At 66.9% G+C, this 19,607-nt stretch carries 14 protein-coding genes; 11 read left to right on the forward strand and 3 right to left on the reverse strand.

The features are described from left to right. Positions 1-56 precede the first annotated feature (56 nt). Entirely contained in the window at positions 57-1,061 is a 1,005-nt protein-coding gene (locus KXD98_RS04195; protein ID WP_260762013.1) for an oxygenase MpaB family protein, read from the reverse strand. A gap of 161 nt (positions 1,062-1,222) precedes the next feature. Between KXD98_RS04195 and KXD98_RS04200 the strand changes: the two genes are divergently transcribed. Further along, positions 1,223-1,786: a TetR/AcrR family transcriptional regulator gene (locus KXD98_RS04200; RefSeq protein ID WP_260762014.1), complete on the forward strand. Its 564-nt coding sequence runs from the start codon at positions 1,223-1,225 to the stop codon at positions 1,784-1,786. Positions 1,787-1,908: 122 nt separating this feature from the next. After that, entirely contained in the window at positions 1,909-2,208 is a 300-nt protein-coding gene (locus tag KXD98_RS04205) for a hypothetical protein (protein WP_260762015.1), read from the forward strand. Positions 2,209-2,274: 66 nt separating this feature from the next. On the opposite strand, the gene KXD98_RS04210 is transcribed toward KXD98_RS04205, so the two are convergent. Together KXD98_RS04210 and KXD98_RS04215 are read right to left on the reverse strand one after the other, a co-directional pair. Beyond that, positions 2,275-2,895: a DinB family protein gene (locus tag KXD98_RS04210; RefSeq protein WP_260762016.1), complete on the reverse strand. Its 621-nt coding sequence runs from the start codon at positions 2,893-2,895 to the stop codon at positions 2,275-2,277. Position 2,896: 1 nt separating this feature from the next. Next, a complete protein-coding gene (locus KXD98_RS04215; RefSeq protein ID WP_260762017.1) occupies positions 2,897-3,424 on the reverse strand; it encodes a DinB family protein in 528 nt (175 codons plus the stop codon). Between the two features lie 61 nt (positions 3,425-3,485). Here KXD98_RS04215 and KXD98_RS04220 point away from each other — a divergent pair, with 61 nt between their 5' ends. The 9 genes from KXD98_RS04220 to KXD98_RS04260 all read left to right on the forward strand — a co-directional run bounded on the left by KXD98_RS04220 (position 3,486) and on the right by KXD98_RS04260 (position 19,462). Next, entirely contained in the window at positions 3,486-4,439 is a 954-nt protein-coding gene (locus KXD98_RS04220) for a YafY family protein (protein ID WP_260762018.1), read from the forward strand. Next, positions 4,436-5,344 carry an ROK family protein gene (locus tag KXD98_RS04225; RefSeq protein WP_260762019.1) on the forward strand — a complete coding sequence of 303 codons (909 nt, stop codon included), beginning with the start codon at positions 4,436-4,438 and terminating at the stop codon, positions 5,342-5,344. The genes KXD98_RS04220 and KXD98_RS04225 overlap by 4 nt, the downstream gene beginning before the upstream one ends. A gap of 212 nt (positions 5,345-5,556) precedes the next feature. Further along, entirely contained in the window at positions 5,557-6,084 is a 528-nt protein-coding gene (gene rplJ, locus KXD98_RS04230; protein ID WP_260762020.1) for a 50S ribosomal protein L10, read from the forward strand. A 53-nt stretch (positions 6,085-6,137) separates the two neighbouring features. Next, positions 6,138-6,530: a 50S ribosomal protein L7/L12 gene (rplL, locus tag KXD98_RS04235; RefSeq protein WP_260762021.1), complete on the forward strand. Its 393-nt coding sequence runs from the start codon at positions 6,138-6,140 to the stop codon at positions 6,528-6,530. 165 nt (positions 6,531-6,695) lie between these two features. Next, entirely contained in the window at positions 6,696-7,778 is a 1,083-nt protein-coding gene (locus KXD98_RS04240; protein ID WP_260762022.1) for an ABC transporter ATP-binding protein, read from the forward strand. A gap of 349 nt (positions 7,779-8,127) precedes the next feature. Further along, on the forward strand, positions 8,128-9,765 hold the full coding sequence (locus KXD98_RS04245; protein ID WP_260762023.1) for an SPOR domain-containing protein: 1,638 nt from the start codon (positions 8,128-8,130) through the stop codon (positions 9,763-9,765). A gap of 162 nt (positions 9,766-9,927) precedes the next feature. Beyond that, positions 9,928-11,637 (forward strand): hypothetical protein, encoded by a 1,710-nt coding sequence (locus KXD98_RS04250; protein WP_260762024.1) that lies wholly within the window; start codon positions 9,928-9,930, stop codon positions 11,635-11,637. Positions 11,638-11,943: 306 nt separating this feature from the next. Continuing rightward, a complete protein-coding gene (locus tag KXD98_RS04255; protein WP_260762025.1) occupies positions 11,944-15,447 on the forward strand; it encodes a DNA-directed RNA polymerase subunit beta in 3,504 nt (1,167 codons plus the stop codon). Between the two features lie 61 nt (positions 15,448-15,508). Continuing rightward, positions 15,509-19,462, forward strand: a complete 3,954-nt coding sequence (locus KXD98_RS04260) for a DNA-directed RNA polymerase subunit beta' (RefSeq protein WP_260762026.1) — start codon at positions 15,509-15,511, stop codon at positions 19,460-19,462. Positions 19,463-19,607: the final 145 nt, after the last annotated feature.

Below are 19,607 nucleotides of genomic sequence, written 5' to 3' on the forward strand. Positions count from 1 at the left end.
GTCCGCCAGTGTCCCAAAAACAACCCGCCCGGGAAAAATCCTGGGCGAACCGCGGGTCAGGCGCGCGCGAAAGACTGTTCGATGTCCTCGCGTGACCGCGCCGGGTCGGAGCCCAGGCGGTAGGTCGGCACCGTGTGCGGCGCCAGCTCGGGGTCCAGGCCCCCCGCCACCCGGGCCTTGGCCTGCTCGAATTCCGGCACCGGGCCGGAGGCGACGTGGATGCCGTTGATGACCGACCACACCAGCGCCCGGCGGGCAGTGCGCTCGACGACGTTCGGGTCGCGGTGTTGGATCAGGCCCTTGGCCCACGACGGCATGGTGTCGCGTACCGCCCAGTTCAGCGCGCTCTGTGGCAGCGGAAGATTCGGGCCGGTGGCCATCGCGGTGCCGTAGGTGACGGCCAGCTTGGGCAGATAGGACTTCAGGCAGTCCAGGGTGTCGGCCTTGGTGTTCGGCAGGTCGGTACCGCCCAGTGCGTGTCCGACCCGCACGAACTCGCCGTAGTAGCGATCAAGGTCCTTGCCGCGCAACGGGTTCGGGTGGTAGAGCTCGTGCGCGGTGGCGATCCCCCAGACCACCGTCGCATAGTTCCACCGCAACCATTGCGGATCGTCGGCGTCGTAACGGGCGCCGTCGGGCCTGGTGCCCTTGATGGTGTGGTGCATCGAACGCACCGCCAGCGCGAGCCGTTCGGCGGTGTCGGTGCTGCCGTAGGCCGTGCCGATGAAGAACGCCACCGAGTGGCCCAGCCGGACCAGCGCGCCCTTCGGGTCGATCTGGGGCATCGGGTCGTCGCGGGTCTCGGGCTTGACCAGCCGGGAGTGGTGGATGCCCATCCAGTAGATCGACGGGTCCAGCCGTTCCAAGAACGCCGCGCACTGCAGCCCGAACACCAGGGCCTGCATATGTGAGTGCACGTGCCAGACCGCGCTGCCCGGCCCGAACCAGCCAGGGTCACCGGTCGGGGCGGCGAACTCCATCCCCTTGAAGAAGTGCCGACGGATGTCGCGGTCGAATTGCTGGTCGAAGAACTGTCCGACGAGCTGGTGCGGCAGGAACATCGCAGGCCTCCAGATTGGTCACAGGTGTAGCCAGAATAGCGTCTGGTGACGATTGTGACCAGAACCGGAGTCCCGCCGCCTACGCTGGTGCGGTGTCTGGTCGGTCTCGGAGTTCGGCCTCCCCTCCGGCGGGGAGTACCGGCAGGTGGGCCGGGGTCCCATTGACCGACCGTCGGGCCGAACGTCGTGAACTGCTGATCGACGCCGCGTTTCGGCTGTTCGGCGAGGGCGGCGAAGCCGCGCTGTCGGTGCGGTCGGTGTGCCGCGAGTGCGGTCTCAACACCCGGTACTTCTACGAGAGCTTCGCCGGCACCGACGAGCTGCTCGGGGCGGTCTACGACCGGGTCAGTGCCGAGCTCGCAGGCGAGGTCGAGCGGGCCATGAGTCGGGCGCCCGACTCGCTGCGTGCACGCACCCGCGCCGGCATGACCGCGGTGCTGCATTTCAGTTCGGCTGATCCCCGCCGTGGCCGGGTGCTGTTCACCGATGCCCGGGCCAGCGCGGTGTTGACCGCGCGGCGCACGGCAACCCAGGACATGCTGCGCGAGGCGGTGCTGACCGAAGGGTGGCGACTGCACCCCGACACCGACGCTGTCGCGGCGATGGTCGGTGCGGCGATGTACACCGGTGCGATGGCAGAGCTGGCCCAGCAGTGGCTCACCGGTCATCTCGGTGCTGACCTCGATGTCGTCGTCGACTACGCGTTGGCGCTCGTGCTGCGCTGAGAAGGCGCCACCGAACACCGCGATCCTGCCACTTGTCGATCAATTCCTGCCACCGGAATTAATACCTTGACCTGCTGGTTTAAGGGTGCATACCAACAAGATCGGGAAGCAGGAAACATCTCATGAAGAAGTTCGCCATCGCCACCGCCGCCGCTGCTGGACTGTCGACCGCCATCTTGGGACTGGCCGCTCCGGCCGTCGCCGCCCCGTCCGGAAACGGCAGCGCGAAGGCGACCATCAGCCAGCTCGAGGCCGAGGGGCATCGGGTGATCGTCAACCGGCAGGGCAACACCCCGTTGTCGGAGGCCAGCGTGGTCGCAGTCCGTCCCGGCCCGCAATTCCACGACTGGCAGTGGGACCTCCAGCGTGACAAGCGCATCCTGGTCCCCGCGGGCCGGACCTACTTCGTCACCATCTCCTAAGTTGCCGGACTGACCACCTGCAAGAAAGGGGCACCCTTCCCTCGGGGGTGCCCCTTTCGCATGTCGCTACGACGCAGTCGCCGGAGTCGATGACGGTGCAGGTTTCCATGGCGTCAGCCAATCTGTCTGCGGCCACCCCTCCAATCCGGCGAGCAGTTCGTAAAGCGTTGCACCGTCGATGCTTTCGCGGATGATGTCACCTTGGCCGGCGTGGCGGGCCAACTCCTCGATCATGTGGAAGAACACCCAGCGCACCGACCACGCCGGGACGTCCTTGGGGAACCACGGCACATCCTGGGGTATCGGTACCGCCGCATCGAGATCGACCGCCTCCAGCAGCGCGATCGCGTGAGCATTCTGCTCGTCGAACGCGGCCAGCAGATCAGCCAGCGTCTCGTCGGCGCCCATGACGAATTGGTCAGCGTAATCGGCGGCCTGATCGGCCATCGGCCGTTCGTCGGCAGGACACGGGCCCGGGGCCGCGGCCACCCGCTCCATCCAGCCTCGTTGGCAATTGGTCACGTGCTTGATCAGGCCACCGACTGACAGCGCGCTGACCGATGGAGTGGATCGGGCCTGGTCGTCGGTGAGCCCGAACGCGATGGCGTGGAATGCATATTGCTGAGCGGCGAGGTAGTGCTTCAATCCGTCTCGCTCGTCGCGGATGGGTGGGGGAAGAGCGGCCATGTCAGTTCGTCCTTTCGGTATGGGCGTAGAGGTCGCGCAGCAGCGAGATCTCGGCGCCGTGGTGAATCACTTCGCGGTTGATGTGCAGGATGAGCTCGCTGACCGGGTGCTGTGCCCAGTCGCCCTCGGCCGGTCCCACCGGTCGGGCCAGCGCGGCGTCGTCGAGCCCGCGCACGCCGGCGTTCCAGCGCCGGTACACGTCGTCGAGTTGGGCCAGCGCCGTTGCGGCCTCCGTCGCATAATTCCAGGACGAGTAGTCGGCCGGCGGTCCGTCGAAGTGCGAGTGCACACGCACGGCGAGGACGCCGACGATGACGTGGGCCATCCGCCACGCAATCGTGGTGACCGGCTCCGGCTGCGGTGGCGGATGGGCGAAGTCGACCGTGCCGTCGCGGTGCACGGTCCAGCAATTCGGCACCGGTTCCCAGAAGTACTCGTCGTCGGTCAGCCCGTCCAGCCGCGGACGCAGTTGTCCTTGCCAGTGGAAGTCCAGCTGATCGGCCAGCAGATGGGCCAAGTGCGTGCTCATGGGTTCACCATCGCAGCCATAACGGACAGATTCTGTCCGCGATAGGAGGAAACTCGGCGTCATGTCGGAAACCACTGCGCGGGTGTTGCAATTGCTGGGACTGTTGCAGTCCCGACGGGTGTGGGGTGGGGACGAGCTCGCCCGTCGTCTCGGGGTGACCACCCGCAGTGTGCGTCGCGACGTCGAACGGTTGCGTGAGCTCGGCTACCCAGTGCACGCCAGCACCGGGGTGGGCGGCGGATACCAGCTGGGAGCCGGTGCTGCACTGCCGCCGCTGCTGCTCGACCCCGAGGAAGCCGTGGCGATGGCGGTGTGTCTGCGGGTGGCCGCCGGCGGCAGCGTCGCCGGGGTGGGGGAGTCCGCGTTGCGCGCGTTGACCAAGCTCGATCAGGTGATGCCGGCTCGATTGCGCTCTCAGGTCGCCGCGGTGCACGAGTCGACGGTGACGCTCGGTACCGCCACCGACACCCCCGTGGCCCCCGACGTGTTGATGACCCTGGCCCGGGCCAGCCGAGACCACGAGCACGTGACCGCCACCTACGTCGACATCCGCGGCACCGTCACCGCGCGTCGGGTGGAGCCTTATCACCTGGTGACCACGGGCCGGCGCTGGTATCTGCTGTGTTTCGACCGTGATCGCCAGGACTGGCGCAGTCTGCGGCTGGACCGGATGTCGGAGGTGGCGGCGGCGGGCTCGACGTTCCGTCCGCGCCCGGCACCCGACCCCGCGTCCTACGTGCGCCGTGCGATCAGCTCATCGCCGTACCCCTACGTCGCACGGGTCCGCTACTTCGCGCCCAGTGAAGCCGTCGCACAGGTGTTTTCGCCGGCCTCGGCGGACATCGAGCCCGACGGGCCCGACGCCTGCATCGTCACTGCGGGTGGCGACGACCCGATTCGCATGGTGGCCTGGCTTGCGTTGCCGGACTGCGATTTCGAAGTGCTCGAACCCCCGGAGGTCATCGCCGCGATGCGGACCATGTCCGACCGGCTGGCCGCGGCGGCCGCCGGATGAGTGTGCTGGCACTCGACGTCGGCGGCACCAAGCTGGCGGCTGCCCTCGTCGACGCCGACGGGAATCTGATCCGCACCCGTCGCTGCGGCACCCCAAGCGACGGCGACGCCGAGCAGATCTGGCGGGCCGTGGAAGCCCTGCTGGACGCTGTCGTTCACGGCGCGGACATCCGGCCCACCGCGGTCGGCATCGCCTCGGCCGGCCCGGTCGACGTGCGGCGGGGTGCGGTCAGCCCGATCAACATCGAGGGCTGGCATGGATTCCCGATCGTGGCCCGGGTGGCCGAGGCCACCGGGCTGCCGGTGCGGCTCGGCGGCGACGGCCTGTGCATGACGCTCGGCGAGGCCTGGCGCGGCGCCGCCCGCGGCGCGACGTTCGCGCTGGGCATGGTGGTGTCGACCGGCGTCGGGGGCGGCCTGGTGCTCGACGGCCGACCCGTACACGGTCGCACCGGCAATGCCGGCCACGTCGGCCACGTCATCGTCGAACCGGACGGGGCCCGGTGCACGTGCGGGTCCCGCGGGTGTGTGGAGACCGTGGCCTCGGGCCCGAGCCTGGTGCGGTGGGCCCGTAGCCAGGGCTGGCAGGCGCCGGTCGACGCCGACGCGCGGATGCTGGCCGACGCGGCGCGTGGTGGCGACGACGTGGCCCGGGCGGCCTTCGTCCGTGGCGCCGACGCGCTGGCCCGGACGATCGCCTCGGCGGCGGCGGTGTGCGACCTGGACCTCGTCGTTGTCGGCGGAGGTGTCGCCAACGCGGGATCGCTGCTGTTCGACCCGTTGCGGCGGGCGTTGTGCGGCTACGCCGGCCTGGACTTTCTCCGGGACCTGAAGGTGATTGCCGCCGAACTCGGCGAGCAGGCGCCCCTGGTGGGTGCCGCGGCCCTGGCGCACCGTTTTGGCTGATGGGGGCCCGACGCGCTAAAGTGTCGAGGTTCCACCGAAGACCGTCGGTCACCAGCAATGGTTGAAGGTCCGGGTTTCGACTCGGCGGCCCACGCAGGAGGACGAGGCCAGTACGTCATGTGCGCGCCCCGACCTGTCTGCGTCGGGGCGTTCGTGTTTTCCGGCCCCTCATGCGGTGGGACAACCCCGATATCCACCACGAGGAGGCATGCATGGCCAAGCCTGAAAAGGCCACCGCGGTTGCCGACATCGCCGAGCAGTTCAAGGAGGCCTCGGCGGCGCTGGTCACCGAGTACCGCGGACTGACCGTCGCCAACCTCAAAGACCTGCGCCGTTCGCTCGGTGATTCCGCCACCTATACAGTCGCCAAGAACACGCTGGTCAAGCGTGCCGCGGCGGAGGCGGGCATCGAAGGACTCGACGACCTGTTCGTCGGGCCCACCGCGATCGCGTTCGTCAAGGGCGAGGCCGTCGACGCCGCCAAGGCGATCAAGACCTTCGCCAAGGACAACAAGGCGCTGGTCGTCAAGGGCGGCTACATGGACGGCCGTGCGCTGTCCGTCGACGAGGTCAACCGCATCGCGGACCTCGAGTCGCGCGAGGTGCTGCTGGCCAAGATGGCCGGCGCGATGAAGGCGAATCTGTCCAAGGCTGCCGGTCTGTTCAACGCTCCCGCGTCGCAGGTCGCACGTCTGGCTGCCGCGCTGCAAGAGAAGAAACAGGGCGAAGAGGCCGCCTAGGGCCCGCTTCACCCCCACCACTACTTACGAAGTAAGAACCAGGAAGGACCATCATGGCCAAGTTGTCCACCGATGAACTGCTCGACGCTTTCAAGGAGCTGACGCTGCTGGAGCTCTCGGAGTTCGTCAAGAAGTTCGAGGAGACCTTCGAGGTCACCGCCGCCGCTCCGGTCGCCGTGGCCGCCGCCGGCCCCGCCGCCGGTGGTGCGCCGGCCGAGGCTGCCGAAGAGCAGTCGGAGTTCGACGTCATCCTCGAGTCCGCCGGTGAGAAGAAGATCGGCGTCATCAAGGTCGTCCGCGAGATCGTCTCCGGCCTGGGCCTCAAGGAGGCCAAGGATCTGGTCGACAGCGCCCCCAAGCCGCTGCTCGAGAAGGTCAACAAGGAGGCCGCCGAGGAAGCCAAGGGCAAGCTCGAGGCTGCCGGCGCATCGGTCACCGTCAAGTAACGTCGACCGAGACATTCGCTGTGGGGCCGGTCTGGCAAACGGACCGGCCCCACAGTTGTCTTCGATGGACCCGGTGTCGTCGGCTGAGCCGGTAGGTTACAGTGACTCAAGCCACAGGCGGGAAGCCTGTGGCGAGGAATCCGGGACTGGTTGAGAGGAATCCGCGTGGGCATTGGTATTCAGGTTGAGGGGCTGACGAAGTCCTTCGGAGCCCAGCGAATCTGGGAGGACGTCACGTTCGACCTCCCGGCCGGTGAGGTCAGTGTTCTGCTCGGTCCGTCGGGTACCGGTAAGTCGGTGTTCCTGAAGTCGTTGATCGGTCTGCTTCGTCCCGAGCGCGGCAAGATCGTCGTCGACGGCACCAACATCATCGAGTGCTCGGCCAAGGAGCTCTACGAGATCCGCACGCTGTTCGGCGTGATGTTCCAGGACGGCGCCCTGTTCGGCTCGATGAGCCTCTACGACAACACCGCGTTCCCGCTTCGTGAGCACACGAAGAAGAAGGAATCCGAGATCCGCAAGATCGTCATGGAGAAGCTGGACCTGGTCGGTCTCGGCGGTGACGAGGACAAGTTCCCCGGCGAGATCTCCGGCGGTATGCGCAAGCGCGCCGGCCTGGCCCGCTCGCTGGTGCTGGATCCGCAGATCATTCTCTGCGACGAGCCGGACTCCGGTCTGGACCCGGTACGTACGGCCTACCTGTCGCAGCTGCTGATCGACATCAACGCCCAGATCGACTGCACGATCCTGATCGTGACGCACAACATCAACATCGCCCGCACCGTGCCCGACAACATGGGCATGCTGTTCCGTAAGCACCTGGTCATGTTCGGTCCCCGCGAGGTGCTGCTGACCAGTGACGAGCCGGTGGTCAAGCAGTTCCTCAACGGGCGTCGGATCGGGCCGATCGGCATGTCGGAGGAGAAGGACGAGTCGACGATGGCCGAGGAGCAGGCCATGGTCGACGCGGGTCACCACGACGGTGGCACCGAGGAGATCGAAGGCGTGCCGCCGCAGGTCATGGCGACTCCGGGGATGCCCGAGCGCAAGGCCGTCGGTCGTCGCCAGGCCCGGGTGCGCGAAATCATGCACACCCTGCCCGCCAAGGCGCAGGAGGCCATCCGCGCCGACCTGGAGAGCAGCCAGCAGTACACCACTCAGGACTACCCCGACGACAGCACCACCCGTCAGCAGCAGGCTGAGGACGACGCACCCACCGGTCGTATCCCGGTGGCCGGAGAGCGTTGACCAGCTAGAGCACATCGAAAGGCCGGGTCCGGACGTCGAGTCCGGACCCGGCCTTTTTCTGCGCTCAGCGCCGCTTCCCGGCGAAACCACCTGCGACAACCGGTGCAGATGTGACCACCGTTGCTGATTTTGCGTGGGCGGCAGTCAAGTTACGGCCGCACTCGCGTGAGCGTGTAGTACCGCGTGTTCAGGGGACTGGATATCCGGTCCCTATCAGCGGAATCCGTGGAATATGCACGACGTGCCGTTTTTCCGTGCCGTGGGGTTGCGAAATTGACGCTGACGCTTATAGAGTTTGCCAGGATCGCACAAGCGCGCATATTTCTGGTGGTACTCAGTCGGGAGAGCAATGGTGGACCGCTATCGAGTCCTGTTGGGGGCAGGCGTCCTGGCGGGGGGTGTTTCAGCGGCGATGCTCGCCGGGGCGGGCGTCGCCGGCGCCGACAGCGGCGGCTCGTCGACAGATTCGGGCTCGGGTGCGTCGGCCTCCACGCGGGCCGGTGCGTCCACATCGGGTTCGCAGTCCGGACGCGGCGAGCGCACCGGCCGCACCGACCGCACCAGCCGGGCCGATCGAGCCGATCGAGCCGATCGGGTGCAGACCCGGCGTGCGGCCGCGCAGCGCACCGAGGACGAGCGCGAAGCCGACCCGGACCCTGCCGACTCAGACCGCACCGACGACAACCCGGTGTCGGGCGAGTCGCAGCGCCCGACACCCACCGCCGTCGTCCCGGAGCCCGTCGAGCAGCCGGTCCCTGCCCGCGAGGCAGCAGTGGTCGGCACGCCCGCCCCGGCGGTCGAGGCCGAGATCGACGAACCCGCTGAGAGCACGTTCGTGCAGAGCATCGAGACCGACTTCTCCGCACGCGACGACGCCGTGGTCCTGCACGTCGCGGCGGTCCAGAACCCGTGGGTGGGCGCGGCGAATGACGTCGTCAAGGTCCTCGACGTTCTCAACGACATCGGCACCGCGGTCTACAACCTCTACACCCGGACGATGGAATTCCTGGCCGGGCCGGTGCGCGCGCCCTTCGGCAGCAAGGTCCGCGTCGAGCGGTCCACGCTGGTGCTCGGTGACAGCGTGGAGGTCAAGGCCGACTGGTACTTTCCGACCAGCACCCGACGCCCGACCGGCATCATCTATTTCCAGCATGGTTTCCTGGCCACCGCGTCGTTCTACAGCGCGACGGCGGCTTACCTTGCCGAGAAGACCAACAGCATCGTCATCGCTCCGACGTTGACGTGGAACGTCTTCGACATCGAGAACTACCCCCTGATGCTGCCGCACACCTACCGCGCCATCGGCGACCTGTTCATCGGAGACCGCGAAGCTCTGCACGCCAGCGCCGCGCTGGCCGGCTACAACGGACGGTTGCCCAACCGGGTTGTGCTGTCCGGACATTCCGCCGGTGGGGGCGCGGTGGTGGGCGCTGCCGGCTACCTCGTCGACCGTGGCCAGACCCGCGACCTTGCCGGCGTGGTGATGCTCGACGGCGCCGCGTTCTTCGGCACCATGGCCTCGGCGCTGGCCAAGATCCCGACGTCTATCCCGGTGTACAACCTGGCTGCCGAGCCCGACAGCTGGAATGTCTACGGCGAAGCCAGCTACTACCTCGCCAAGTCGCGACCGGAGACGTTCACGGGACTGCAGATCAGCGGCGGCAAGCACTCCGATGCGATGCAGAGCGCCAGTCCGACCGTGCAGTTCCTGGCCTACCTGGCCACCGGTTTCTCCAAGCCGGGCAATGTCGCGGTCAGCGGGACCGTCGCTGCCGGATGGATCGGTGACTTGCTCAAGGGCACTCACACCGCGCAGTTCTACGGTGAGCCGGGCTCGTCGCTGAAGATCCTCGCCGGCTGGTGGCGTCAGTCAGCCGAGGTGCTGTCGGTGGAGACGATCTCGCTGAGTGCGTTGCATCTGCTGTTCACGTGCCTGCTCAACCCGTCTGACACCGAATGCCGGCCGGCACGCACGTCGGCGGCCTGAGAGCGCCGCGAAAGTGCGCTGACGGTAGCGATCTGGTTGTCCGCACGACAGTGGGAGCACTCTCGCCGGGTGGTCGTGAAAACGGGGTCGGTGTCGTCGCTGCGCTGTAGCGTTTGCCAGATTCCGATGAGTTTGGACCGGGGGCAACTGATGCGACGACGGATGACTTCGCTCGTCGGTTCCGGCATCGTCACGGCAGGCCTGTCGGCGGCGATGCTCGCCGGTGCGGGCGTGGCCGGTGCGGACACCGACTCCGGCGGCGGGGCCGACTCCGCCCGCAGCTCCGCGTCCGCAGACGCCGGCCGGGAGCGCGCCGAGTCGCGGTCCACGGATCGGGCGGTCCGCCTCGAGTCGCGCCGGGAACGCCGGGTGGGCAGCGAGACGCGGGTCGCTGACGAGCCGACCGAGGAGGCCGTCGAAGACAAGCTGGTCGCCGACGAGCCCGTAGCTGACGAGCCCGTAGCCGACGAGCCCGGCGACGACGGGTTGGTGGCCGACGTGTTGATCGGCGAGGAGCCGGTCGAGCACGCGCCGACCGCCGATGTGCCCGCCGAACACCGGGCGATGATCTTCGAGGTGGCCGAGTCCGACGACGCCACGGCCGCTCCGGCCCCGACCGCCTCGCCCGCATCGGTGCGTCGCGCGCTGCGCAACGCCGAGACCCCGCCCGGGGCGTCGGCACCGGTTCGGTCGACCCCGCTCGGCCTGATCGGTACCGCCGTGTTCAACATGTATGGCCTGGCGCTGCGCGTGTTCGGGGGACCGCCGATCCTGCCCGCCGATTCCGGTGTCACCGTGTCCTCCTCGATGCTGGAGATCGACTGCGGTGACGGTTACCGGGTGCCCGCGGACTGGTATGTGCCCGACGGCGCCGTGCCGACCCGGTTGATCTACTCCCAGCACGGCTTCCTGGCGGCCGGCCCGTTCTACAGCTTCACCGCGGCGCGGTTGGCTGTCGCGACCAACAGCATCGTCGTGACCACATCGCTGACCTCGAATTTCCTGGCCTGTGACGGATGCTGGCTCGGCGGATCACCGATGCACCAAGCCGTGGCGAACCTGTTCGCCGTCGACAGCACCGCCCTGGCCGACAGCGCGCAAGCAGCGGGATACGGCGCTGTGCTGGCCGGGGTGCACGACGTCGTGCTCGTCGGTCATTCGCTGGGCGGGGGTCTGGCGGCCGGAGCCGCCGGCGCGATGACGGGCAACGGTGCGCTGGGCCGGCTGGCCGGGGTGGTGATGCTCGACGGCGTCGGGTTCGGTCCGGTGGTGCCCACCGCGCTGGCCACGCTGCCGGTCGACATGCCGGTGTTCAACCTGTCGGGCAAGTCCTACTTCTGGAACCAGAACGGCGCGGCCAACCTCGCGCTGGCGCAAGCCCGGCCCGATGCGTTCACCGGGGTCCGGCTGATCGGCGGTCTGCACTCGGACCCGATGACCGGTGGTAACCCGCTGATCCAGTTCGCGCTGAACCTGGTCACCGGGTTCTCCAGGGCGGAGAACGTGACGGCCGCCGAGATCCTCAGCGCCGCGTGGATCAACGACATGTTTTCCCGAACCGGGCCTGACCTGCAGTCGCCGTTCTACGGCGCACCCGGGGAAACACTGCAGATCCAGACCGCCCGAGGGCTGGCCCAGGCCTACGTCTCGCCCGGACCGCCCGAGCGGCTGACGCTGATCGACATCGTTTTCACCGCATTCACCCAGTGGATCTTCACGCTCAACTTCGCCGCGTGCGTCCCGGCCGGCGACGCGATGTCGCACGCCAGCGTCGATCGGCCGGCGAAAATGTCCACACCAAACACCCTGTTATCTCTTGACGACGGGGCGAAACCACGCCAATCTAATGCCCAGCATGTATGCACGGGTTGAGAAGGCCAGCCAGCGCCCGACCGGCCACGCGCCCCAGCTAATAGCCGAGGATGCACGCGGTTGTTGAGGAATGTTGCGTCCTGCGCTATTGTTGGACGTTGCGCTGGCTGCATCCTGCCCACTCCGGTTTTCCAAGACCCGCTTCGCACGCGGTCCTCTGAGGTCTGCTCAGAGATCTAGACCCGTGCCCTGCGTCCGGATCAGGCTGGTGAAGCCAGCCGAACCGACGCAGATTCGCGGCGCAGGTTCCGGTGCTCCTCCGGTGTGACTTCCGGAGACCTCCGGATCCTGAGAACGTCGCATGAGGTGCTGGAAGGATGCATCTTGGCAGGGTCCCGCCAGATCGAGTCAGATATCGCTACCACTAATAGCTCCGTTCCCGGGGCGCCAAACCGAGTTTCCTTCGCAAAACTTCGTGAGCCGCTCGAGGTTCCGGGGCTTCTCGACGTCCAGACCGAATCGTTCGAGTGGCTGATCGGCGCAGAGGAGTGGTTCCAGCGCGCTGTCGACCGCGGCGACGTGGACCCCAGGGGCGGGCTGCAGGAGGTTCTCGAAGAGCTGTCCCCGATCGAGGATTTCTCCGGCTCGATGTCGCTGTCCTTCTCCGATCCGCGCTTCGACGAGGTCAAGGCGCCGGTCGACGAGTGCAAAGACAAGGACATGACCTACGCGGCGCCGTTGTTCGTCACCGCGGAGTTCATCAACAACAACACCGGCGAGATCAAGAGCCAGACGGTCTTCATGGGCGACTTCCCGATGATGACCGAAAAGGGCACCTTCATCATCAACGGCACCGAGCGCGTCGTGGTGAGCCAGCTGGTCCGGTCGCCGGGCGTGTACTTCGACGAGTCCATCGACAAGTCCACCGAGAAGACGCTGCACAGCGTCAAGGTGATCCCCGGCCGCGGTGCGTGGCTGGAGTTCGACGTCGACAAGCGTGACACCGTGGGTGTGCGTATCGATCGCAAGCGTCGTCAGCCGGTCACCGTGCTGCTCAAGGCGCTGGGCTGGACCAACGAGCAGATCACCGAGCGGTTCGGCTTCTCCGAGATCATGATGAGCACGCTGGAGAAGGACAACACCGCCGGCACCGACGAGGCGCTGCTCGACATCTACCGCAAGCTGCGCCCGGGCGAGCCGCCCACCAAGGAGTCCGCGCAGACCCTGCTGGAGAACCTGTTCTTCAAGGAGAAGCGCTACGACCTGGCCCGGGTGGGTCGCTACAAGGTCAACAAGAAGCTCGGGCTCAACGTCGGTCAGCCGATCACCAGCTCGACGCTGACCGAAGAGGACGTCGTCGCCACCATCGAGTACCTGGTGCGCCTGCACCAGGGCGACAAGGTGATGACCGTTCCCGGCGGCACCGAGGTCCCGGTCGAGGTGGACGACATCGACCACTTCGGCAACCGTCGTCTGCGCACCGTGGGCGAGTTGATCCAGAACCAGATCCGGGTCGGCCTGTCGCGCATGGAGCGGGTTGTGCGCGAGCGCATGACCACCCAGGACGTCGAGGCGATCACCCCGCAGACCCTGATCAACATCCGTCCCGTCGTGGCGGCGATCAAGGAGTTCTTCGGCACCAGCCAGCTGAGCCAGTTCATGGACCAGAACAACCCGCTGTCGGGTCTGACCCACAAGCGCCGCCTGTCGGCGCTGGGCCCCGGTGGTCTGTCCCGTGAGCGCGCCGGCCTGGAGGTCCGCGACGTGCACCCCAGCCACTACGGCCGGATGTGCCCGATCGAGACGCCGGAGGGGCCGAACATCGGTCTGATCGGTTCGCTGTCGGTGTACGCGCGGGTCAACCCTTTCGGTTTCATCGAGACGCCCTACCGCAAGGTCGTCGACGGTGTTGTGACCGATGACATCGTCTACCTGACCGCCGACGAGGAGGACCGCCACGTCGTGGCGCAGGCCAACTCGCCGATCGACGACAACGGTCGCTTCCTCGAGGAGCGCGTCCTGGTCCGCCGAAAGGGCGGGGAGGTCGAGCAGATCTCGTCGAGCGAGGTCGACTACATGGACGTCTCGCCGCGCCAGATGGTGTCGGTCGCGACGGCGATGATCCCGTTCCTCGAGCACGACGACGCCAACCGTGCCCTGATGGGTGCCAACATGCAGCGCCAGGCGGTTCCGCTGGTGCGCAGCGAGGCCCCGCTGGTCGGCACCGGGATGGAGCTGCGCGCGGCCATCGACGCCGGTGACGTCGTCGTCGCCGACAAGGCCGGCGTCATCGAAGAGGTCAGCGCGGACTACGTCACCGTGATGGCCGACGACGGCACCCGGCACACCTACCGGATGCGCAAGTTCGCTCGTTCCAACCACGGCACCTGCGCCAACCAGCGTCCGATCGTCGACGCCGGTCAGCGTGTCGAGGCCGGCCAGGTCATCGCCGACGGACCGTGCACCGAGAACGGCGAGATGGCCCTGGGTAAGAACCTGCTCGTGGCGATCATGCCGTGGGAGGGCCATAACTACGAGGACGCGATCATCCTCTCCAACCGCCTGGTGGAGGAGGACGTGCTCACCTCGATTCACATCGAAGAGCACGAGATCGATGCCCGCGACACCAAGCTGGGCGCCGAGGAGATCACCCGGGACATCCCGAACGTCTCCGATGAGGTGCTCGCCGACCTCGACGAGCGCGGCATCGTCCGCATCGGCGCCGAGGTCCGCGACGGTGACATCCTGGTCGGCAAGGTCACCCCGAAGGGCGAGACCGAGCTGACCCCCGAAGAGCGGCTGCTGCGCGCGATCTTCGGTGAGAAGGCGCGCGAGGTGCGCGACACGTCGCTGAAGGTGCCGCACGGTGAATCCGGCAAGGTCATCGGCATCCGGGTGTTCTCCCGCGAGGATGACGACGAGCTGCCCGCCGGCGTCAACGAGCTGGTCCGCGTGTACGTCGCGCAGAAGCGCAAGATCTCCGACGGCGACAAGTTGGCCGGACGCCACGGCAACAAGGGCGTCATCGGCAAGATCCTGCCGGTCGAGGACATGCCGTTCCTGCCGGATGGCACCCCGGTCGACATCATCCTCAACACCCACGGTGTGCCGCGTCGTATGAACATCGGCCAGATCCTGGAGACCCACCTCGGGTGGGTGGCCAAGGCGGGCTGGAACATCGAGGGATCGCCGGAATGGGCGGGCAACCTGCCCGAGCAGCTCAAGGCTGCGCCGGCGGACAGCATCGTCGCCACCCCGGTGTTCGACGGTGCTCAGGAGAAGGAGCTGGAGGGCCTGCTCGGGTCGACGCTGCCCAACCGCGATGGCGACGTCATGGTCAACGCGCAGGGCAAGGCCGAGCTGTTCGATGGCCGCAGTGGCGAACCGTTCCCGTACCCGGTGACGGTCGGCTACATGTACATCTTGAAGCTGCACCACCTGGTGGACGACAAGATCCACGCCCGCTCGACCGGTCCGTACTCGATGATCACCCAGCAGCCGCTGGGCGGTAAGGCACAGTTCGGTGGTCAGCGCTTCGGTGAGATGGAGTGCTGGGCCATGCAGGCCTACGGCGCGGCCTACACGCTGCAGGAGCTGCTGACGATCAAGTCCGACGACACCGTCGGCCGCGTCAAGGTGTACGAGGCCATCGTCAAGGGCGAGAACATCCCCGAGCCGGGCATCCCCGAGTCGTTCAAGGTGCTGCTCAAGGAGCTGCAGTCGCTGTGCCTCAACGTCGAGGTGCTGTCCAGCGACGGCGCTGCGATCGAGATGCGTGACGGCGACGACGAGGACCTGGAGCGCGCTGCAGCGAACCTGGGAATCAACTTGTCCCGCAATGAATCCGCCTCTGTCGAGGACCTCGCCTGATTCACGGCTCAGCCGTGGTGCCTAGTCAAGTTTCAACACCCGAAAGGGGAAAGGGAGTTACGTGTTAGACGTCAACTTCTTCGATGAACTCCGCATCGGTCTCGCGACCGCGGACGACATCCGCAACTGGTCCTACGGCGAGGTCAAGAAGCCGGAGACCATCAACTACCGCACGCTCAAGCCAGAGAAGGACGGCCTGTTCTGCGAGAAGATCTTCGGACCTACTCGCGACTGGGAGTGCTACTGCGGTAAGTACAAGCGCGTCCGGTTCAAGGGCATCATCTGTGAGCGCTGCGGCGTCGAGGTGACCCGCGCCAAGGTGCGTCGTGAGCGGATGGGCCATATCGAACTGGCCGCGCCGGTCACCCACATCTGGTACTTCAAGGGCGTCCCGTCGCGGCTGGGGTACCTGCTCGACCTCGCCCCGAAGGATCTCGAGAAGATCATCTACTTCGCGGCGTATGTGATCACCAGCGTCGACGACGAGATGCGGCACAACGAGCTTTCCACGCTCGAAGCCGAGATGGCCGTCGAGCGCAAGGCTCTCGAGGATCAGCGCGACGCCGACCTGGAGGCACGCGCCCAGAAGCTGGAAGCCGACCTCAAGGAGCTCGAGGAGGAGGGCGCGAAGTCCGATGTGCGCCGCAAGGTGCGTGACGGCGGCGAGCGCGAGATGCGCCAACTGCGCGACCGGGCCCAGCGTGAGCTGGACCGGCTCGAAGAGATCTGGACCACGTTCACCAAGCTGGCTCCCAAGCAGCTGATCGTCGACGAGCTGCTCTACCGCGAGCTGCAGGACCGCTACGGCGAGTACTTCGAAGGCGCCATGGGCGCGGAGTCGATCAAGAAGCTCATCGAGACCTTCGACATCGAGGCCGAGGCCGACTCTCTGCGCGACACCATCCGCAACGGCAAGGGTCAGAAGAAGCTTCGTGCGCTCAAGCGACTGAAGGTCGTCGCGGCGTTCCAGACCAACCGCAACTCGCCGATGGGCATGGTGCTCGACGCGGTTCCGGTGATCCCGCCGGAGCTGCGGCCGATGGTCCAGCTCGACGGTGGCCGGTTCGCCACGTCGGACCTCAACGACCTGTACCGCCGTGTCATCAACCGCAACAACCGGCTCAAGCGACTGATCGACCTCGGTGCTCCCGAGATCATCGTCAACAACGAGAAGCGCATGCTGCAGGAGTCGGTGGACGCGCTGTTCGACAACGGCCGCCGCGGCCGTCCGGTCACCGGGCCGGGCAACCGTCCGCTGAAGTCGTTGAGCGATCTGCTCAAGGGCAAGCAGGGCCGGTTCCGTCAGAACCTGCTCGGTAAGCGTGTCGACTACTCGGGCCGTTCGGTCATCGTGGTCGGCCCGCAGCTCAAGCTGCACCAGTGCGGTCTGCCCAAGCTGATGGCTCTCGAGCTGTTCAAGCCGTTCGTGATGAAGCGTCTGGTCGACCTGAACCACGCGCAGAACATCAAGAGCGCCAAGCGGATGGTCGAGCGTCAGCGTCCCCAGGTGTGGGATGTCCTCGAAGAGGTCATCGCCGAGCACCCGGTGCTGCTCAACCGCGCGCCGACGCTGCACCGCCTGGGTATCCAGGCCTTCGAGCCGCAGCTGGTGGAGGGCAAGGCCATCCAGCTGCACCCGCTGGTGTGTGAGGCGTTCAACGCCGACTTCGACGGTGACCAGATGGCGGTGCACCTGCCGCTGTCGGCCGAGGCGCAGGCCGAGGCACGCATCCTGATGCTGTCGAGCAACAACATCCTTTCGCCCGCCTCGGGCCGCCCGCTGGCCATGCCGCGACTGGACATGGTGACCGGCCTGTACTTCCTGACCACGATGGTCGAGGGAGACCAGGGCGAGTACACCCCGGCTGCCAAGGACACCCCGGAGAGCGGTGTGTACAGCTCGCCGGCCGAGGCCATCATGGCGATGGACCGCGGTGCGCTGTCGGTGCGGGCCAAGATCCGGGTCCGGTTGACCCAGCAGCGTCCGCCCGCCGAGCTCGAGGCCGAACTGTTCCCGGAGGGCTGGACGTTCGGTCAGCCGTGGACGGCCGAGACCACGCTGGGCCGGGTGCTGTTCAACGAGCTGCTGCCGCCCACCTATGCGTTCGTCAACGAGCAGATGCACAAGAAGGTGCAGGCCCGGATCATCAACGATCTGGCCGAGCGCTTCCCGATGATCGTCGTCGCGCAGACCGTGGACAAGCTCAAGGACGCCGGCTTCTACTGGGCCACCCGCTCGGGTGTCACGGTCTCGATGGCCGACGTGCTGGTGCCGCCCCAGAAGCAGGAGATCCTGGAGCGGTACGAGTCCGAGGCCGACGGCATCGAGAAGAAGTACCAGCGCGGTGCGCTCAACCACGACGAGCGCAACGAGGCTCTGGTCAAGATCTGGCAGGACGCCACCGAAGAGGTCGGTAAGGCGCTGGAGGAGTACTACCCCGAGGACAACCCGATCATCACGATCGTGAAGTCCGGAGCCACGGGTAACTTCACCCAGACCCGCACGCTGGCCGGCATGAAGGGGCTGGTGACCAACCCGAAAGGTGAGTTCATCCCGCGTCCGATCAAGTCCTCGTTCCGCGAGGGTCTGACGGTGCTGGAGTACTTCATCAACACCCACGGTGCCCGCAAGGGTCTGGCCGACACCGCGCTGCGTACCGCCGACTCGGGTTACCTGACCCGACGTCTGGTGGACGTTTCGCAGGACGTCATCGTGCGCGAGACCGACTGTGAGACCGAGCGCGGGATCACCGTCACGTTGGCCGAGCGTGCCGACGACGGCACGCTGGTGCGCGATCAGCACATCGAGACCTCGGCGTACGCCCGGACGCTGGCTACCGACGCGGTGGACAGCAACGGCAACGTCGTCGTCGAGCGTGGCCACGATCTGGGTGATCCGGCCATCGACGCGCTGCTGGCCGCCGGTATCACCGAGGTCAAGGTGCGCTCCGTGCTGACCTGCGCGACGGGTACCGGTGTGTGTGCGATGTGCTACGGGCGCTCGATGGCCACCGGCAAGCTGGTCGACATCGGCGAGGCCGTCGGCATCGTGGCCGCGCAGTCCATCGGTGAGCCCGGCACGCAGCTGACCATGCGTACCTTCCACCAGGGTGGTGTGACCGGCGGCGCCGACATCGTCGGCGGTCTGCCCCGTGTCCAGGAGCTGTTCGAGGCCCGCGTTCCGCGCAACCGTGCCCCGATCGCCGACGTCAGCGGACGGGTCCAGCTGGAGGAGAGCGAGAAGTTCTACAAGATCACCATCGTTCCCGACGACGGGGGCGAGGAGGTCGTGTACGACAAGCTCTCGCGGCGTCAGCGCCTGAAGGTGTTCAAGCACGACGACGGTTCGGAGCGGTTGCTGGCCGACGGTGACCATGTCGAGGTGGGCCAGCAGCTGCTGGAAGGCTCGGCCGACCCGCACGAGGTGCTGCGTGTTCAGGGCCCCCGCGAGGTGCAGATCCACCTGGTCAAGGAGGTCCAGGAGGTTTACCGCGCCCAGGGTGTGTCGATCCACGACAAGCACATCGAGGTCATCGTCCGGCAGATGCTGCGTCGCGTCACGATCATCGATTCGGGTGCGACGGAGTTCCTGCCCGGCTCGCTGACCGAGCGTGGCGAGTTCGAGACCGAAAACCGTCGGGTGGTGGCCGAGGGCGGCGAGCCCGCGGCCGGCCGTCCGGTGCTGATGGGTATCACCAAGGCGTCGCTGGCCACCGATTCGTGGCTGTCGGCGGCGTCGTTCCAGGAGACCACCCGCGTGCTGACCGATGCGGCGATCAACTGCCGCAGCGACAAGCTGCAGGGTCTGAAGGAGAACGTGATCATCGGCAAGCTGATCCCGGCCGGTACCGGAATCAACCGCTACCGCAACATCCAGGTTCAGCCGACCGAGGAGGCCCGCGCTGCGGCGTACACGATCCCGTCCTACGAGGATCAGTACTACAGCCCGGACTTCGGCCAGGCCACCGGCGCTGCGGTGCCGCTGGACGACTACGGCTACTCGGACTACCGGTAATTCATCGGAAGAGCCCCCACTCCCTTCACCGGGAGGCGGGGGCTCTTTCGCTTCTGGGCTTTCGCGGCCGAACGTTGGGTTGTGGCACGGTTGGGGCGCTCTGGCGTGACACAAGTACACATTCGGCCCGTCGGTGTGGCCGCCT

This window comes from Mycobacterium sp. SMC-4, from assembly GCF_025263265.1.
GTDB lineage: Bacteria > Actinomycetota > Actinomycetes > Mycobacteriales > Mycobacteriaceae > Mycobacterium.